General features: G+C 40.5%; 13 protein-coding genes. 9 read left to right on the plus strand and 4 right to left on the minus strand.

Features of this window, described 5'->3' with window-relative positions; translation table 11 throughout:
- Window positions 1-12 precede the first annotated feature (12 nt).
- Window positions 13-1,794, minus strand: a complete 1,782-nt coding sequence (locus CWB60_RS11480) for an ABCB family ABC transporter ATP-binding protein/permease (protein ID WP_138578184.1) — start codon at window positions 1,792-1,794, stop codon at window positions 13-15.
- 98 nt (window positions 1,795-1,892) lie between these two features.
- Between CWB60_RS11480 and CWB60_RS11485 the strand changes: the two genes are divergently transcribed.
- From CWB60_RS11485 to CWB60_RS11505, 5 genes are all read left to right on the plus strand, one after another.
- Window positions 1,893-2,354, plus strand: a complete 462-nt coding sequence (locus tag CWB60_RS11485; protein WP_138578182.1) for a hypothetical protein — start codon at window positions 1,893-1,895, stop codon at window positions 2,352-2,354.
- A gap of 105 nt (window positions 2,355-2,459) precedes the next feature.
- The gene (gene secD / locus CWB60_RS11490) at window positions 2,460-4,298 is read left to right on the plus strand and encodes a protein translocase subunit SecD (protein WP_138578180.1); all 1,839 of its coding nucleotides are present in this window, start codon (window positions 2,460-2,462) and stop codon (window positions 4,296-4,298) included.
- Entirely contained in the window at window positions 4,291-5,223 is a 933-nt protein-coding gene (gene secF, locus CWB60_RS11495) for a protein translocase subunit SecF (RefSeq protein ID WP_138578178.1), read from the plus strand. Before secD ends, secF begins: the two co-directional genes overlap by 8 nt.
- A gap of 117 nt (window positions 5,224-5,340) precedes the next feature.
- Window positions 5,341-5,817 carry a GreA/GreB family elongation factor gene (locus CWB60_RS11500; RefSeq protein WP_138578176.1) on the plus strand — a complete coding sequence of 159 codons (477 nt, stop codon included), beginning with the start codon at window positions 5,341-5,343 and terminating at the stop codon, window positions 5,815-5,817.
- A 198-nt stretch (window positions 5,818-6,015) separates the two neighbouring features.
- Window positions 6,016-6,510, plus strand: a complete 495-nt coding sequence (locus CWB60_RS11505; protein ID WP_138578174.1) for an REP-associated tyrosine transposase — start codon at window positions 6,016-6,018, stop codon at window positions 6,508-6,510.
- A 164-nt stretch (window positions 6,511-6,674) separates the two neighbouring features.
- Here the strand turns inward: CWB60_RS11505 and CWB60_RS11510 are convergent, their stop codons facing one another.
- A complete protein-coding gene (locus CWB60_RS11510; RefSeq protein ID WP_138578172.1) occupies window positions 6,675-7,013 on the minus strand; it encodes a zinc ribbon domain-containing protein YjdM in 339 nt (112 codons plus the stop codon).
- Between the two features lie 305 nt (window positions 7,014-7,318).
- Between CWB60_RS11510 and CWB60_RS11515 the strand changes: the two genes are divergently transcribed.
- From CWB60_RS11515 to CWB60_RS11525, 3 genes are read left to right on the plus strand one after another with little or no spacing between them, the layout of a single operon-like run.
- Window positions 7,319-8,713 carry a RimK family ATP-grasp domain-containing protein gene (locus tag CWB60_RS11515; RefSeq protein ID WP_138578170.1) on the plus strand — a complete coding sequence of 465 codons (1,395 nt, stop codon included), beginning with the start codon at window positions 7,319-7,321 and terminating at the stop codon, window positions 8,711-8,713.
- Window positions 8,714-8,717: 4 nt separating this feature from the next.
- Window positions 8,718-9,827, plus strand: coding sequence for a GNAT family N-acetyltransferase/peptidase C39 family protein (locus CWB60_RS11520; protein WP_138578168.1), 1,110 nt, complete (start codon window positions 8,718-8,720; stop codon window positions 9,825-9,827).
- Window positions 9,828-9,844: 17 nt separating this feature from the next.
- A complete protein-coding gene (locus CWB60_RS11525; RefSeq protein WP_089347485.1) occupies window positions 9,845-10,357 on the plus strand; it encodes an MgtC/SapB family protein in 513 nt (170 codons plus the stop codon).
- Between the two features lie 19 nt (window positions 10,358-10,376).
- Here the strand turns inward: CWB60_RS11525 and CWB60_RS11530 are convergent, their stop codons facing one another.
- The gene (locus tag CWB60_RS11530) at window positions 10,377-11,603 is read right to left on the minus strand and encodes an EAL domain-containing protein (RefSeq protein ID WP_138578166.1); all 1,227 of its coding nucleotides are present in this window, start codon (window positions 11,601-11,603) and stop codon (window positions 10,377-10,379) included.
- A gap of 75 nt (window positions 11,604-11,678) precedes the next feature.
- Window positions 11,679-12,689 (minus strand): GlxA family transcriptional regulator, encoded by a 1,011-nt coding sequence (locus CWB60_RS11535; RefSeq protein WP_138578164.1) that lies wholly within the window; start codon window positions 12,687-12,689, stop codon window positions 11,679-11,681.
- 124 nt (window positions 12,690-12,813) lie between these two features.
- Between CWB60_RS11535 and CWB60_RS11540 the strand changes: the two genes are divergently transcribed.
- The gene (locus CWB60_RS11540; protein WP_138578162.1) at window positions 12,814-14,721 is read left to right on the plus strand and encodes a beta-ketoacyl synthase; all 1,908 of its coding nucleotides are present in this window, start codon (window positions 12,814-12,816) and stop codon (window positions 14,719-14,721) included.
- Window positions 14,722-14,993 lie beyond the last annotated feature (272 nt).

A 14,993-nucleotide genomic window follows, 5' to 3' on the forward strand; every position in this document is an offset into this window, starting at 1 on the left:
AAATGGCGTTAATTAATCATCTTGCTGTTGTAAATGCCACATTTGAGCGTATTGACCATTTTGTAATAAAAGCGCTGAATGTGTGCCTTGCTCAACCAGTTCGCCCTTTTTAAATACTAATATGTTATCGGCATCAACTATAGTTGATAGCCGGTGTGCAATCACAATACTGGTGTGGTTTTGAGTTACATCGCGCATTGCCTTTAAAATGGCTTGCTCAGCGTGCGAGTCGAGCGCCGAGGTCGCCTCATCAAAAATTAAAATAGGAGATTGCTTTAAAATTGCACGTGCAATTGCAATACGTTGTTTTTCGCCGCCAGATACTTTTAAACCGCGCTCGCCCACTAACGTTTTATCACCTTGCGCTAAAGTTGAAATAAAGTCCTTTAAATGGGCCATTTCTATTGCTTTATCTATTTCACTATCGCTTGCTGTGGGTCTGCCATAGGCGATGTTTTCGCGTATGCTGGTGTTAAATAGCACTGTGTCTTGTGGCACTATAGCAATGGCTTTACGCAGGCTATCGAGAGTGACGGAGTCTATAGCTTGGTTATCTATGGTTATACTGCCCGCGCTAATATCGTAAAAGCGATAAAGTAACCGCGCCAACGAGCTTTTACCTGCACCACTTGCACCTACAACGGCAACCTTACTGCCTGCTTTAACTTTAAAGCTAATATTACTAAGAATAGGGCGGCTTGCATCGTAACTAAAACTGACATTATTAAAGGCTATATTACTTTTGCTAACACAAAGGTGTTGAGCATGGGGGCGCTGAGTTATCTGTGGTTTTTTATTAAGTAAGCCCAGCATGTTTTCTAAATCGGTTAGGGCGCGTCTTATTTCTCGATAAACAAATCCTAAAAAGTTAAGCGGTAAAAATAATTGGATCATGTAGGCGTTTATCATTACAAGTTCGCCAATTGTTAGAGCGCCCGTTACCACTTCTTTGGCACCTAACCACATTAGCGCTGTAATAGCGCTTGCAATTATTAACGCTTGGCCTGAATTAAGCGCAAGCAACGACATTCTATTTTTTAAACGGGCGGTTTCCCAATTTGCTAAAAAAGAGTCGTATGTTTTGGCTTCAAATTCTTCGTTATTAAAATATTTTACAGTTTCGTAGTTAAGCAGGCTGTCTATGGCGCGTGTATTACTAAGGTTATCGGCGGCGTTTGCCTCGCGTATAAAACGGTTTCGCCACTGCGTTACTGTTACAGTAAAGGTAATATAAATAGCAACCGCTAATAAGGTTATTAACGCAAACCAAATAGAAAATAGTGAGCCAAAAATAATAGCAACGGTCAGTATTTCAAAAAGGGTGGGGACAATATTAAACATTAAAAAACGCATTAAAAAGCTCAGCCCACTAGTACCACGCTCTATATCACGGCTTATCCCACCGGTTTGCCTATCGAGATGAAAAGCAAGCTCTAGCGAGTGTAAATGTTTAAATACTTTTAACCCAATATCACGCATCGCGTGCTCTGTCACACGAGAGAACACCGCATCTCTTACTTCGCCTAAAAACACGCTGGCAAACCTAAGCCCACCATACATAAGCAATAGTAATGCAGGGATAACTAAAACTGGATTGATTGATTTATCAACCGAGTCGATAATTTCTTTTAATGCCCAAGGCATTAAAAGAGTTGCGCCCTTAGCTCCTATAAGCGCTAAAAGGGCTAAAAGTACGCGCCCTTTAAATTTAGTAATGTATGGCCACAGCGTTTTAATGCTTTGTTTTAAGGTCATTGCATCGGCGCGTTTTATAATACTGTGTTTAGAGCGCATTACGGATCTCAGTCAAATAAATACTTAATTAATATGCATTGTATTTTAAATACTTGCCCATATATACTACGCATCCCTTATTTTAGTTTGACGCAACCATGTTTAACGTTCGTGTGTTTATATCTGCTTTTTTACTGTTTTGTGCGCTTTTTAGTGTTCAAAGTAGTGCGCAGTGCGCGACACATAAATTAAACACTGCAACCACCTCATTGAGTGTATTTGCTGATAGCGTTGGTCTAGCTAAAACGCTGCCTATATCAAAATCAGTAAAGGGAAGTGAGCACAAAAAAACACATCAAACTGGGTTTGACGCTCATCAACCTAGGTTAACGGCTAGTAATTCTTCGTTATTTTTACATGTCGTGCAAAGTGAGCCTGAATACGACGTTGTATTTGAATTTTTTGCACACACCCATTTTAGAGAAATATACCTAAGCCCCAACGCGTTTATTGCCCAACAGCCATGGTATACACTTGTAACGCATAGCAAAAAGTCGCGACTCAGCGGCTGGAAAGACGCTAATTTACTTTATACCGCCGTAAGTACCTACCACGCTTAATTTTCTTATTTAATTTTTATTAGGTTTTAACGTTTTACGTTTAAGCCTTGAGATTAATTGTGCTTTTAAAAAGTACGTTACCGGTTCTGGTAATAAGGAAACACCATGTTAAGTGTAAAAAAAGATCACAAGCCGTTTATGGCTAAATTTAAATTAAGCTATATAGCCATGCTTATTGTGCTGGTTTTATTAGCCATTAGCGCATTACCCAACTTATACCCTAATAAATCGTGGTTACATGTAAGCAATGCACCTCATAGCGAAACACAAGCTGTGCCAAGCACTAATGCATTAGTAACTTTTTTAAATAACCAAGGTTTAAAAGTTGAGCAAGGGCTAAATAATCAAACATCTATAAATATTTTGTTAAACGAGCCAACTAAAAGCGCACAAGCGCAAGCGGCTATAAAGGCGCAGTACCCACACACGCAAGTTAAAATTGTAGAACATGCAACGAGCCCACTTTGGCTGCAAGAATTTGGTTTATCACCAATAAAATTGGGACTAGATTTAAACGGCGGTGTGTTATTTGTACTCGACGTAGATTTAGATAAAGCAATTGATGAGCAATTAGTCAGTGCGTATCAACAAGCAAAATCAATTATTATTAAGCAAAAAGCGCACGGCCTTAAAGTGCTGCAAACAGGGCACGGCTTTGAAATAAATGCACACCCAAATGGAGCGAAAAAGCTTACCCCGGTAATCAATGAGCTACAAAGTCGATTTGCTAATTTAGCAGTTTCAACAACCAGTAATGGTGATATTAAAAATGCAAAATTCACCTATTCAGAGCAAGGGCGAAGCAACTTTGATAAAGAAGTTATGAGCCAAACGCTCACAACGCTTCGCTCACGCATAGAAGAATTAGGCATTACCGAAGCCGTCACTCAGCGCCAAGGTAAAAGCCGTATACGCATAGAGCTACCTGGCGTGCAAGACCCAACAGAGGCAAAGCGCATTATTGGTGCAACTGCATCACTTGGCTTTTATCAGTTAAAAGAAATCGGCGGGCAAACATTTGATATGCAATCTGGCGGGACCATCAAACTTGATCCTGTGCCAATTTTTACCGGTGAGCATATTAATAATGCCACTATAGGGCGCGACGATTGGGGTAAACCCCTTGTGCAACTTAGCCTTGATGGGCAAGGCGGCGATGCCATGTCAGCGTTTTCAAAAGCGAATATTGGTAAGCCTATGGCCACGGTTTACTCTGAGTACTCTCAAAACGCTAAAGGTGAAACCGTTAAAAAAAGCGAAGTTATAAATGTAGCGAATATTGCGCAGCATTTAAGTTCACGTTTTAGTATTACCAATATGAAAAGCCAACAGGCAGCGGCCGATTTAGCACTATTATTACGCGCAGGCTCGCTAACAGCACCGGTTACTATTGTGCACGAACAAACAATTGGCCCAAGCCTAGGTCAAGAAAATATAACTAACGGCTTGGCCGCATTGATGCTGGGCATGGGTATTACACTTGCCTTTATGGCAATGTGGTATCGCCGCTTAGGGCTTATTGCAAACGTAGCGCTGTTATTAAATTTAACGTCGCTTGTGGGGCTAATGTCGTTATTACCAGGGGTTGTGTTAACACTTCCGGGTATTGCCGGGCTGGTACTCACCATTGGTATGGCGGTAGATACCAACGTTATTATATTTGAGCGAATAAAAGAAGAGCGTAGAAAAGGGCGCTCTGCTTATCAAGCTATTCAAGAAGGTTACAAGCAAGCCGCTAACACCATATTTGATGCCAATATAACCACCATGATCACCGCGCTTATTTTATATGGAATAGGTTACGGCCCAGTTAAAGGCTTTGCCATAACATTGGCACTTGGCTTAATAACCTCGGTATTTACTGGCGTGTACGTATCAAAAGTACTAAGCCAAACGGTATATTTAAAAATGGCTAAAAAAGCAGGAGTAAATGCACATGCTTAACACTTTTTTAAAGGGCGAGGCGGGTACACGTCTGCGTTTTTCGGGCATGCTTTTGAGCGCCATACTTGTACTGCTATCGGTATTTACGCTTAGTCAAAAAGGGCTTAATTTTGGGCTCGACTTTACCGGTGGTTACCTAACAGAATTTACCACCAGCCAAGGTGTTGAGCTAAAACAACTTGAGCAATTTATTACTAAAAATCACAATGGCGAGTTTGAACTAACCGCACAAGGTAATAATCACTTTCAACTACGCGAAGCGCCCAGCGGTTCAACAGCAAATAGTAGTGATTGGCAAAGCGCCATTACACAAAATGCAGACATTAACGCCGAGGTTTTATCATCAGCATATATTGGCTCGCAAGTGGGTGATGAACTGTTTGAACAAGGTTGTTTAGCGCTATTTTCAGCCATGGTTGCAGTAATGCTTTATTTAGCTGTACGGTTTGAATGGCGTTTAGCTGTTGGCTCTGTGGTTGCGCTAGTGCATGATTTATTACTGGTACTGGGGCTATTTTCGCTATTAAATATTGAGTTTAATTTAACGGTACTTGCCAGTTTGCTGGCCATTATAGGTTATTCACTTAACGACTCTATAATAGTGGGCGATAGAGTACGCGAGCTTTTACGTGTTAAATCTAATAACACACTTAGCCCCGCAAATATTATTAACAACGCAATAAAAAGTACCTTAACGCGTACGCTTATTACATCGGGCACCACACTTGCTACAGTTGCAAGTGTTTGGCTCCTCGCTGGTGCGCCATTACAAGGCTTTGCCATCGCGCTATTTACCGGCATTGTAGTAGGTACGTTCTCATCTATTTGTATTGCCGCCACGTTACCCGAACTATTAGGGTTAAGTGCTAAAAATTACGAAGAAAAACAAGATGCAGAAACGCAAGCGTTGCTCGATATGCCCTAGCAATAAATACTTTTAAAAATCTTCATTAAAACACAGGCGCTTAAAATAATGGTTTTAAGCGTCTTATAACGGTAAAATTAATCACATAGTTTACCGTATTGGTTATTAGCGCCTTTCATGAATAAATCCCACGTAATAGAACACCTTAAATTTGCACTCGAAGCACAATTAAACAGTGCAAAACAAGCTGCCAAAGCCGCGCACGACGCCGCCACTCACGAAGAAAGCGTTGCAGAAACGCAATACGACACCCTAGGACTCGAGGCCGCTTATTTAGCACAAGGCCAAGCCGAGCGTGTAAACGATTGCTACAAAAGTATTAAACAATTTGAAGCCATTTTTAAAGAGCCCACTTACAAAAAAGTGATTATAAGCTCTCTCGTTTGCCTAGAAGATGAAAACGCCTTACAAAAATGGTTTTACTTAGGCCCAGCCGCAGGCGGTTTAACGGTTGAAGTAAAAGGGCTGACTATTCAAGTTGTTACACCAGAAGCACCGCTAGGTAAACAACTTTTAGGCAAACAACTTGATGATGAAGTAAGCCTAACCATTGCAGGAAAAAACCATGAATATGATGTGGTAGAGATTTTATAAAGCATTGGTTTTATATGTAGGTCGGATAAGCGAAGCGCCATCCGACAAAACCATATCAATACAATAAACGCTTATACTTATAAATTAATTGTCGGATGGCATGGCTTCGCCATTTATCCGACCTACGTCAATGTTGTAAATATCCTAAAATTGCGCTTTATTTATCTAATGCGTAACAAATAATACAATGGATATGCAATGCAATATCGTCGTAATTATGTAAAAGGTGGGACGTACTTTTTTATAGTTAATTTGCTCGATAGGAATAAATCGTTGTTGGTTGAGCATATCGATTTATTAAGAGAGTCTATCCGTTTTGTTAAATCTCAAAGGCCATTTTATATAGATGCATGGGTTGTGCTGCCCGATCACCTTCATGCAGTTTTAACTTTACCAGATGATGATGTGGATTATTCGAGTCGCTGGCGAGAAATTAAAAAGCGATTTTCAAAATCACTCCCAAAGACAGAGTTTTTAACTCAAACACGGAAGCGTAAAAATGAACGTGGAATTTGGCAGCGCCGTTTTTGGGAACATACTATTAGGGATGATAATGATTATTGGCATCATGTTAACTATGTTCATTTTAATCCGTTAAAACATGGCCTAGTTAGTCAAGTAGCTGATTGGCCTTATTCAAGTTTTCATAGAGCCGTGAAACAAGGCATTTATGCAAATAATTGGTGCGGATAAAAAATATAAATATTTCGTAGGTCGGATAAGCGAAGCGCCATCCGACAAAGCTATAGCTTCATAATACACTTTAATTTTGTACAAAAGTTTTTGTTAAATGAAATAATTTCGGCCTTTATTACGCGTCGGATGGCATGGCTTCGCCATTTATCCGACCTACCCAACTAGTTAGCCTTTTTCACAAACTTCGCTGTTACCATCATTTCGCCAATACCATCTACTTTGCAATCTAGCTCGTGATCTTTTTTATCAAGCACACGCCTAACGACCGCTTTAGTACCGATTTTAATAACTTGTGAGCTGCCTTTTATTTTTAAATCTTTGGCTACGGTTACTTTATCGCCATCAGTAAGTAAAGTGCCGTTGGCATCTTTAACTAAAATTGCGCCTTCATCGCTTGTACTATTTGGGTTCCATTCATAGGCGCATTCAGGGCATATAAGCAGTTGTTGGTCTTCGTAAACATATTCAGATTGGCACTGTGGGCAGGTAGGGTGTGACATTTATAACGCTCATAAAATAGTAATTTTGCGTATTTTAATCTGCATTAATAGGAAAATATAGTTAATCAATATTTTTTATCTTCACGCTAAAAATATCTCGTTTGTGTGGTTTTTAAAAAGGGCATATAAAGCAGATGTCGCTTAAGCAATTTAAGCGCTAACACTTACAGTAGGTATTTGTTAAAGCACCCATCGTATTAAGTGATACGCGCAATGCCCACTTAGTACGATGGGTGTTTCTATTTATAGTGCTGAGTATTTTATTAGGCATGCTTTTTATATTTCTGACTTAACTAGGAAAAGTCGTGTTTAAAACCTTAATAGTGGTTGATAACAACGAGCAAACACTTGCTCAATCGTTCGACAATGTGATTTCGTTTAATAGTTACTTACGTGATTACCCAAAACATAATGAACCTAAAACTCGCATTATTAATTTATGCGACTCAAGCCAATACTTGAGTAAGGGTTACTATTGCTCATTGCTTGCAGAGGCCCGTAAACACCAAGTTTTGCCAAGTGTAAAAACAATAAACGCGCTTCGAAGTGGCCAAGCTCCTATGTTAAATGTTGGGCAAATTGATGGCGAAATTTACTTTGGTAATGCGCTAAACGAATTACAAAGTAAAGCGGCTAAATCGGTATTTAAACAATACCCAGCGCCTATTTTATTTGTAGATGAGCAAGGTTTGTTACAGCAAGGTTCGCTTAGCTCTTTAAACGATGAGCAATATAGCAATTTTGTAGAAAAACTAAATACGTTTACCCAAACACAGTGGCGCATTGGAAATGTGCAGCGCCGTTTTAGATGGGATATGGCAATACTTGTTGATCATAACGAAAAAGTACCACCGAGTGATAAAGACGCCATTGCCCGATTTATAAAAGCCGCCGCTAAGCACGGCATTAATGCACAAGCATTAAGCTTTGATGAAATAGACAACATTGCCCAGTTTGATGCGTTATTTATTCGCCAAACTACAGCGATTGACCATCCAACGTATCGCCTTGCAAGCAAAGCGCAAAGCCTAGGTTTAGTGGTAATTGATGATGCTGAATCTATTTTACGTTGTTGTAATAAAGTGTATTTACACGATGCGTTTAATTATCAAAAAGTGCCCAGTTTAAAAACGGTTGTAGTGGCTGATCAATCAGCGCAAACGCTTGCGCAATTAGAAGAGGCGTTTACCTATCCGCTGGTTTTAAAAATGCCTGAAGGGTCGTTCTCAAAAGGGGTATTTAAAGTTGCAAACCGCGGTGAGCTTGAAGCTAAATTAACCGAGCTGTATGAATATAGCGCATTGGTACTTGCACAAGAATACATGTACACAGAATACGATTGGCGAGTAGGTGTATTAAATGGCCGCGCTATATATGCGTGTCGCTACTTAATGGCGCGAAACCATTGGCAAATTTATAATCACGATGCTAAACGGTTTTTCTCGGGTGGTTTTGAAACGCTACCTACCTTCGAGTTACCAAAAGTCGTATTAGATGCGGCTTTAAAAGCATGTAAAACAGTGGGTAAAGGGTTATATGGCGTAGATGTTAAAGAGCACCAAGGCAAAGCATACGTGCTTGAAGTAAATGACAATCCAAGTATTGATCACAAAGTTGAAGACGGCTATTTAGGCGACGAGCTATACATGATTATTATGGACGAATTTAAACAACGTTTAGAAGCGCGAGGCCGTGGCTAATAACATGAGTAATCTTGTTATTCGAAAGGCGCTTAGCAGTGATTTAAACGCATTAATTGACGTTGAAAACGCTTGCTTTAATAACGATAAATTGAGCCCGCGTAGTTTAAAGCGCTGGTTAAGTGCTAAGCACGGTATTTTGCTCGTTGCAGAAAATGGCGAGCAAGTATGCGGCTATGGGCTTGTGTGGTGCCATAAAGGCACGCGTTTGGCGCGTTTATATTCGCTTGCGGTATTACCCCAAATGCAAGGTAAAGGCATTGCCAAAATGCTATTAGCAGCGCTTGAAAAACAAACCTGTGAGCGTGGACGAATTTACTTACGATTAGAAGTGGCCGTAAATAACGAAAGTGCGATTGGGCTTTATAAAAGTTTGGGTTACAGAGTATTTGGCCAATATAGCGATTATTATGACGATCACAGTGATGCACTGCGAATGCAAAAAAATATTCGCCAAACGAGTGAGCTAAAAGTAGCGCGATTAACGCCGTGGTATCAGCAAACTACCGAGTTTACCTGTGGGCCTGCGGCGTTATTAATGGCAATGGGCGCACTTAAACCAACAACCGAGCTTAGTCAATCACATGAGCTGGCTCTTTGGCGCGAAGGCACCACCATTTTTATGACCTCAGGACATGGTGGTTGCCATCCGTTTGGTTTGGCACTTGCGGCTAATAAGCGCGGCTTTAAAAGCGAGGTAATGGTTAATACCACAGAGCCTTTGTTTTTAGATGGCGTACGCAATGAGAACAAAAAAGTGGTACTTACAACAGTGCACCAACAATTTGTTGATGGCATTGCACAGGCTAATATACCGCTTGTGCATAAAGATGTTGAGCTTGAGCATATTGAACAGTGGTTAAGCCAAGGCTTTAGTGTGCTGTTATTAATTAGCACATACAGTTTTGATGGTAAAAAATCACCCCATTGGGTGTGCGTTACCCACCTTGATGAGCACTGCGTGTATGTTCACGACCCGTTTTGTGAGCCAGGAAGCGACAAACAACTCGCAATAGATTGCCAGTACGTACCTATAGCGCGCAGTGATTTTAGTAAAATGTCAGCATTTGGTGGTCAACGGCTAAGAACCGCAGTGGCCATTGCAAATAATTAATAGGTTTAATGTAAAGAGTGACTTTTTTAGATTTAATTGATGTAGCCCCTTATTCGTGGGCAGCCATTGGCACCGCCGCTTTTTGCGGGGCCATAATTGGTATAGAGCGCCAGTTACGCGGTAAACCTGTGGGTATTCGTACCTCAGCTTTAATAACGCTGGGCACGTATTTGTTTTTATCGACCGCGTTTAACTTACAAGGCGATGTGATTGATCATTCTCGTGTAGTGGGGCAAATAATTACAGGCATTGGCTTTTTAGGCGCTGGCGTTATGCTTGCAAAAGACGGAGCCGTAGTAGGGGTTACCTCAGCTGCAACCATTTGGGTGCTTGCCTCAATTGGCGTAATGATAGCTACAGACAATTTAGGCGCTGCTATTAAACTTTCAGTGCTGGTGGTCGGTATTTTATATGGTGTGGATGTACTTGAAGCAAAATTTAAAAGCTTAAGTAAAGGCGTCCATACTAAGGTTAAAAGCTATCAAAAGCGTTACTATCGAAAGGAGTTTAACGACACCGAACGCCACTAATTTAGTGGCGTACTACTAGTTAAAGCGTGACTGCTTGATACTCTATTGCCTCGTTAATTGGCGCGGGGCGGCCAATAAAATAACCTTGTACGTTATCTACATTTAGTTTTCTGAGTGTGAAAAGCTCATCTTCATTTTCTATGCCTTCAGCTACAATTGAACAGTTAATTGCTTTTGCAAAACCACATAACGCCTTTGCTAATAAAAACTTTCTACGGTCGTTATTTATATTTTGGGTAAGGCTAATATCAAGTTTTATAATATCGGCTTCTAACTCTAATATATGCTGAAAAGACGAAAACCCAGCGCCTACATCGTCTATTGCCAGCTTTACGCCTTTTGCTCTCAATGGCTCAAGTGCAGCGCGCATAGCCTGGTAATTTGTAATAGGCGAATGTTCAGTCACTTCTAATATTATTCTGGTGCAATCTACATCATTTAATACGTTATTAATTGCACCCGATAATATATGCGCTGGCGATGTATTAATGGTTATGTAGGCATGAGGGGCAAGCTCATCCATGCAGTGTAGTGTATTTTGTATTGCAAGTATTTCTAGTGCTTCACCGAGACCTAAATTATCGGCATCTTTAAACCATACATCGGGTGTTTTGTAAGGCTCGGTAAAAAATCGAGAAAGCGACTCATAACCCGATAGCCGGTTAGTCGCTAGGTTAAAAATGGGCTGAAAATAAATAGTGATGGCTTTTGTTTTTATAATATTTTCAATGAGTATTTTTGTTTCAATACTTAATGTATCAGATTGTGCTTTTTGCTCTATTAGCTCGCTAGCAAGCTCTGATATAAGTTTTAAAAATGCCAAATCTTTATTATTTAAGTTGTCATCACATGTTGTTTTGTAGCAGCAAAAGGTACCGTAAATTTTACCTGATGCTAAAACTATAGGCACACCTATATATGAGCCTATATTTAACTTTTTGGTAACTGGCATAGCCTTAGTAATTGGGTGTTTATGCGTGTTTGGTATGATAGGTTCAAGTTCGTTATCTGAGATTTTTTTGCAATATGTTTGGCAAATAGGATCTGAATTACCAACTGCTACACAGGTGTTATTGGTTTGGTTATCGACCACTTTAAAAACGCGATCTGTTTTTGTAAACTCCGATATAAACGCAACATCCATTTTTAGGTGTTTGCGCACAAGCGAAAGCAGGCGTAATAATTTTTCGTCGATAGAGCCATCACTTTGTTGCTCAAAAAGCTGTTTTTTTATTTCATCGCTCATACAATAACCTGAATCGGATTTTAGGTAATAGTGTAATTTATATAACAATAAAAGCCACTTAATAGCCGCTATGCATTAACCAAATAATTTTCTTCTTACTACTTTTCTGTACTCGCTTGGCGTTTGGCTTAGCACTTTTTTAAACACGCGAGTTAAATGGCCTTGGTCGTTATAGCCAACCTCAAGCGCCACTTCTTGAATAGTTAAATTAGACGACGCTAATAATTCTTTAGCACCTTCAACCCTTAACTGTTGCCAATATTCTATAGGGCTTTGATTAGTTGCAAGCTTAAAACGCCGTGTAAAGGTACGGTAGCTTAAGCTAAATTGTGCCGCTACTTCTTGCAGGTTTAACTCGCTGGCTAAATTAGTTTTAAGCCAAAACTGAATTTGCGCTATTAGTTCATCTGGGTGGCGGTCAACCGCGCCTTCAAGGTAGCGCTGATCTTCGTAGGGTTTACGAACTTCGTGCGAAAAGTTACGTTCTACGTGCTGTGCAGCGGCTTTACCGTAATATTGGCTAATAATATGTACGATCACATCTGCAAGTGCATTTAAGCTTGCCACCGTATACATACGCTCAGATTGGGTTATAAAAAAGTCGGGTTTTAGGCTTACCAATGGGTAGTCGTGGCTAAATTGTTTTGCATAATGCCAGTGGGTGGTAGCGGGGTGCCCATCAAGTAACCCTGCCTCTGCAACTAAACAATTACCAGTACCTACACCAATTATATGGCTGCCAGTTTCAAAGCTTTCTTGTAGCCATTCAACTACCTCTTTATTAGTACGAACAACAGGACGAGGGTTTCGCCAAATGCCGGGTACTATAATTAAATCGTTATACGGTGCGTTAGCAGTAGTGCAATCGGGGACTATAGCAAGGCCTGTACGGTTTTGTATTGGCTCATTATTTTTAGCAATTAAATTTATACTAAGTGGTCTAAAGTCAGCTTGGTTTAAGTGGCCTTTTGCATAGGCTTCGCCGGCTCTTAGCATTTCAATGGGGAGCGTTAAACTGGTAATAAGTAAGTGTGGGTACACAGTAATTGCAATGTTTAGCGCGGGGTTGAGCAGTTTTTTATTCATTTTAAAGCTCCGACCAGTGGTTTTTGGCCTTTAATGCTGAATATTTGGCTATTAAAGCACAAAGTGCAGTGGTTAATCCATTTAAACTGTTTGCTTCTCCAATAACACGCTTTAAAGGTTAATTATGACAGCATTACCTGTAATTGTAGGCATGGGTGGTATTAACGCCGCAGGCCGAACTTCTTTCCATCAAGGTTACCGCCGTATCGTGTTAGATGCATTAAACGCACAAGATCGTAGTGAAACATTTTTAGGCCTCGCCACATTAATGAACTTGGTAAGCGTTGTTGATGGCCAATTACAAGACACAAACGGTAATAATGTTGAGCAAAGCGACATAGAAGCACGCTTTGGTGAGCAAATTATTGCTGGGACGCTTATTCGTAAAATCGAAAAAGAACATTTTGACGCAGATGCCACACCTTGGCAGCAAAAAATGACCTTAAAGTCATCTGACGAAAACGCAATTGTATTTGAAACTCGCGCACGTGATTTACCAACCCCTGTGCCTGCAAGCTGGAATGTACAAGAGCTTGACGGCAAAAAAGTAAAAGTAACGATAGCCGCAGACTTAGACGTAAAGCTTGATTCTACACGTGATAACCCGATTAAATCGGCGGGGCAATTTCCTACCGGGTTTGATCCATCAATTATGTATAACAGCCGTTATCAGCCACGTGGTTTGCAAGCCACCATATTTGCTGCAAACGATGCTATTAAATCAACTGGCCTTGACTGGCAACGCATAATGAATAGCGTAGAGCCAGATAAAATTGGTACCTATTCAGCCTCTGTTATTGGCCAAATGGACGATAAAGGATTAGGTGGTTTAGTTAAAGCGCGTCAGCAGGGCGATCGTGTTAGTACTAAGCAATTAGCACTTGGTTTAAACACGATGTCGACTGATTTTATAAACGCGTACGTTACAGGTAATGTAGGGACTACGTTTTCTACCTCGGGCGCATGTGCCACTTTTTTATATAATTTACGCGCTGCAGTAAACGATATTCAAGCAGGACGCACCCGTGTTGCGGTTGTGGCAAGTGTTGAATGCGCTATAACGCCTGAAGTGGTCGAAGGGTTTGGTAATATGAGCGCCCTTGCAAATGTTGAAGGCCTGCGCCGTTTAGATAACTTAAGCAGTGAACAAGAGCCCGATTACCGTAAAAGCAGCCGCCCATTTGGCGAAAACTGTGGCTTCACATTAGGTGAAGGCGCACAAGTCACTATTTTAATGGATGACGCATTAGCACTAGAGCTTGGTGCAGACATTATGGGCTCAGTACCTGATGTATTTGTAAATGCCGATGGCATTAAAAAATCAATCACCTCACCGGGCCCAGGTAATTACATTACCATGGCCAAATCTGCGGCATTAGCAACAAGCTTATTAGGTAAAGACGCACTACAAAACCGCAGCTTTATTTTAGCGCACGGTTCAAGTACACCGCAAAACAGAGTAACTGAGTCACTTATTTATCATAAAGTAGCGCAAACCTTTGCCATTGATAGCTGGAAAGTAACAGCGCCAAAAGCTTATGTAGGGCATACAATTGCACCTGCTAGTGGCGATCAGTTGGCGATTGCTCTGGGTGTATTTAGCCACAATATTATGCCGGGCATTACGACTATAGATAAAGTTGCTGACGATGTTTATGCAGATCACTTAGATATACGTAACAGTCATTACGATTGTGGCGATATGGACATAGCCTTTATAAACTCAAAAGGCTTTGGCGGTAATAACGCCACAGCTACTGTACTTAGCGCTAAAGTAACGATGCAAATGCTTGCTAAGCGCCACGGTGATGAGGCTATGAGTAATTATACAGATAAAAATACATCTGTTGCTGCTGCGCAAAATACCTATAGAGCACAAGCAGATCTTGGCAAGTACGAATTAGTATATCGTTTTGGTGATGGCGCCATTGACGATAACGACATTGTAATTGGCGAGGACGGCATAGAGCTTCCTGGTTTTGATAAAGCAATTTCGTTTAATGCAACCAACTCCTATCAAGATATGTTTTAAGCACACATACTTGAATCCAAAGGCGCTGTTTAAGGCGCCTTTTTTTCATCTTTTTAATCAGCTAAACCTACGGCGTGTTCTGTTTTGCAATTAAAATATACTGCTGTGAATTTTTACCTAGATGTTGACAATGTTTATTGTAAATAATAGCGAATCACGCTGGTTTAGTTTTTTCTACTTACTAACAGATGTGATCATTTATATGAGTTTAAGAGGTGCTTTATAGCTCATAACTGTTAAAGCAACGATTAGATTGATGAATAAATAGTAAG

The organism is Pseudoalteromonas sp. S327 (assembly GCF_005886415.1).
Lineage (GTDB): Bacteria > Pseudomonadota > Gammaproteobacteria > Enterobacterales > Alteromonadaceae > Pseudoalteromonas > Pseudoalteromonas atlantica.

Excerpts from the sequence above, each read along its gene's own strand:
- CWB60_RS11540 (WP_138578162.1), top strand. The coding sequence starts at position 12,814 with ATGACAGCATTACCTGTAATTGTAGGCATGGGTGGTATTAACGCCGCA.
- CWB60_RS11520 (WP_138578168.1), top strand. The coding sequence starts at position 8,718 with ATGAGTAATCTTGTTATTCGAAAGGCGCTTAGCAGTGATTTAAACGCA.
- CWB60_RS11505 (WP_138578174.1), top strand. The coding sequence starts at position 6,016 with ATGCAATATCGTCGTAATTATGTAAAAGGTGGGACGTACTTTTTTATA.
- CWB60_RS11485 (WP_138578182.1), top strand. The coding sequence starts at position 1,893 with ATGTTTAACGTTCGTGTGTTTATATCTGCTTTTTTACTGTTTTGTGCG.
- CWB60_RS11500 (WP_138578176.1), top strand. The coding sequence starts at position 5,341 with ATGAATAAATCCCACGTAATAGAACACCTTAAATTTGCACTCGAAGCA.
- secD (WP_138578180.1), top strand. The coding sequence starts at position 2,460 with ATGTTAAGTGTAAAAAAAGATCACAAGCCGTTTATGGCTAAATTTAAA.
- CWB60_RS11510 (WP_138578172.1), bottom strand. The coding sequence starts at position 7,013 with ATGTCACACCCTACCTGCCCACAGTGCCAATCTGAATATGTTTACGAA.
- CWB60_RS11480 (WP_138578184.1), bottom strand. The coding sequence starts at position 1,794 with ATGCGCTCTAAACACAGTATTATAAAACGCGCCGATGCAATGACCTTA.
- secF (WP_138578178.1), top strand. The coding sequence starts at position 4,291 with ATGCTTAACACTTTTTTAAAGGGCGAGGCGGGTACACGTCTGCGTTTT.
- CWB60_RS11535 (WP_138578164.1), bottom strand. The coding sequence starts at position 12,689 with ATGAATAAAAAACTGCTCAACCCCGCGCTAAACATTGCAATTACTGTG.
- CWB60_RS11530 (WP_138578166.1), bottom strand. The coding sequence starts at position 11,603 with ATGAGCGATGAAATAAAAAAACAGCTTTTTGAGCAACAAAGTGATGGC.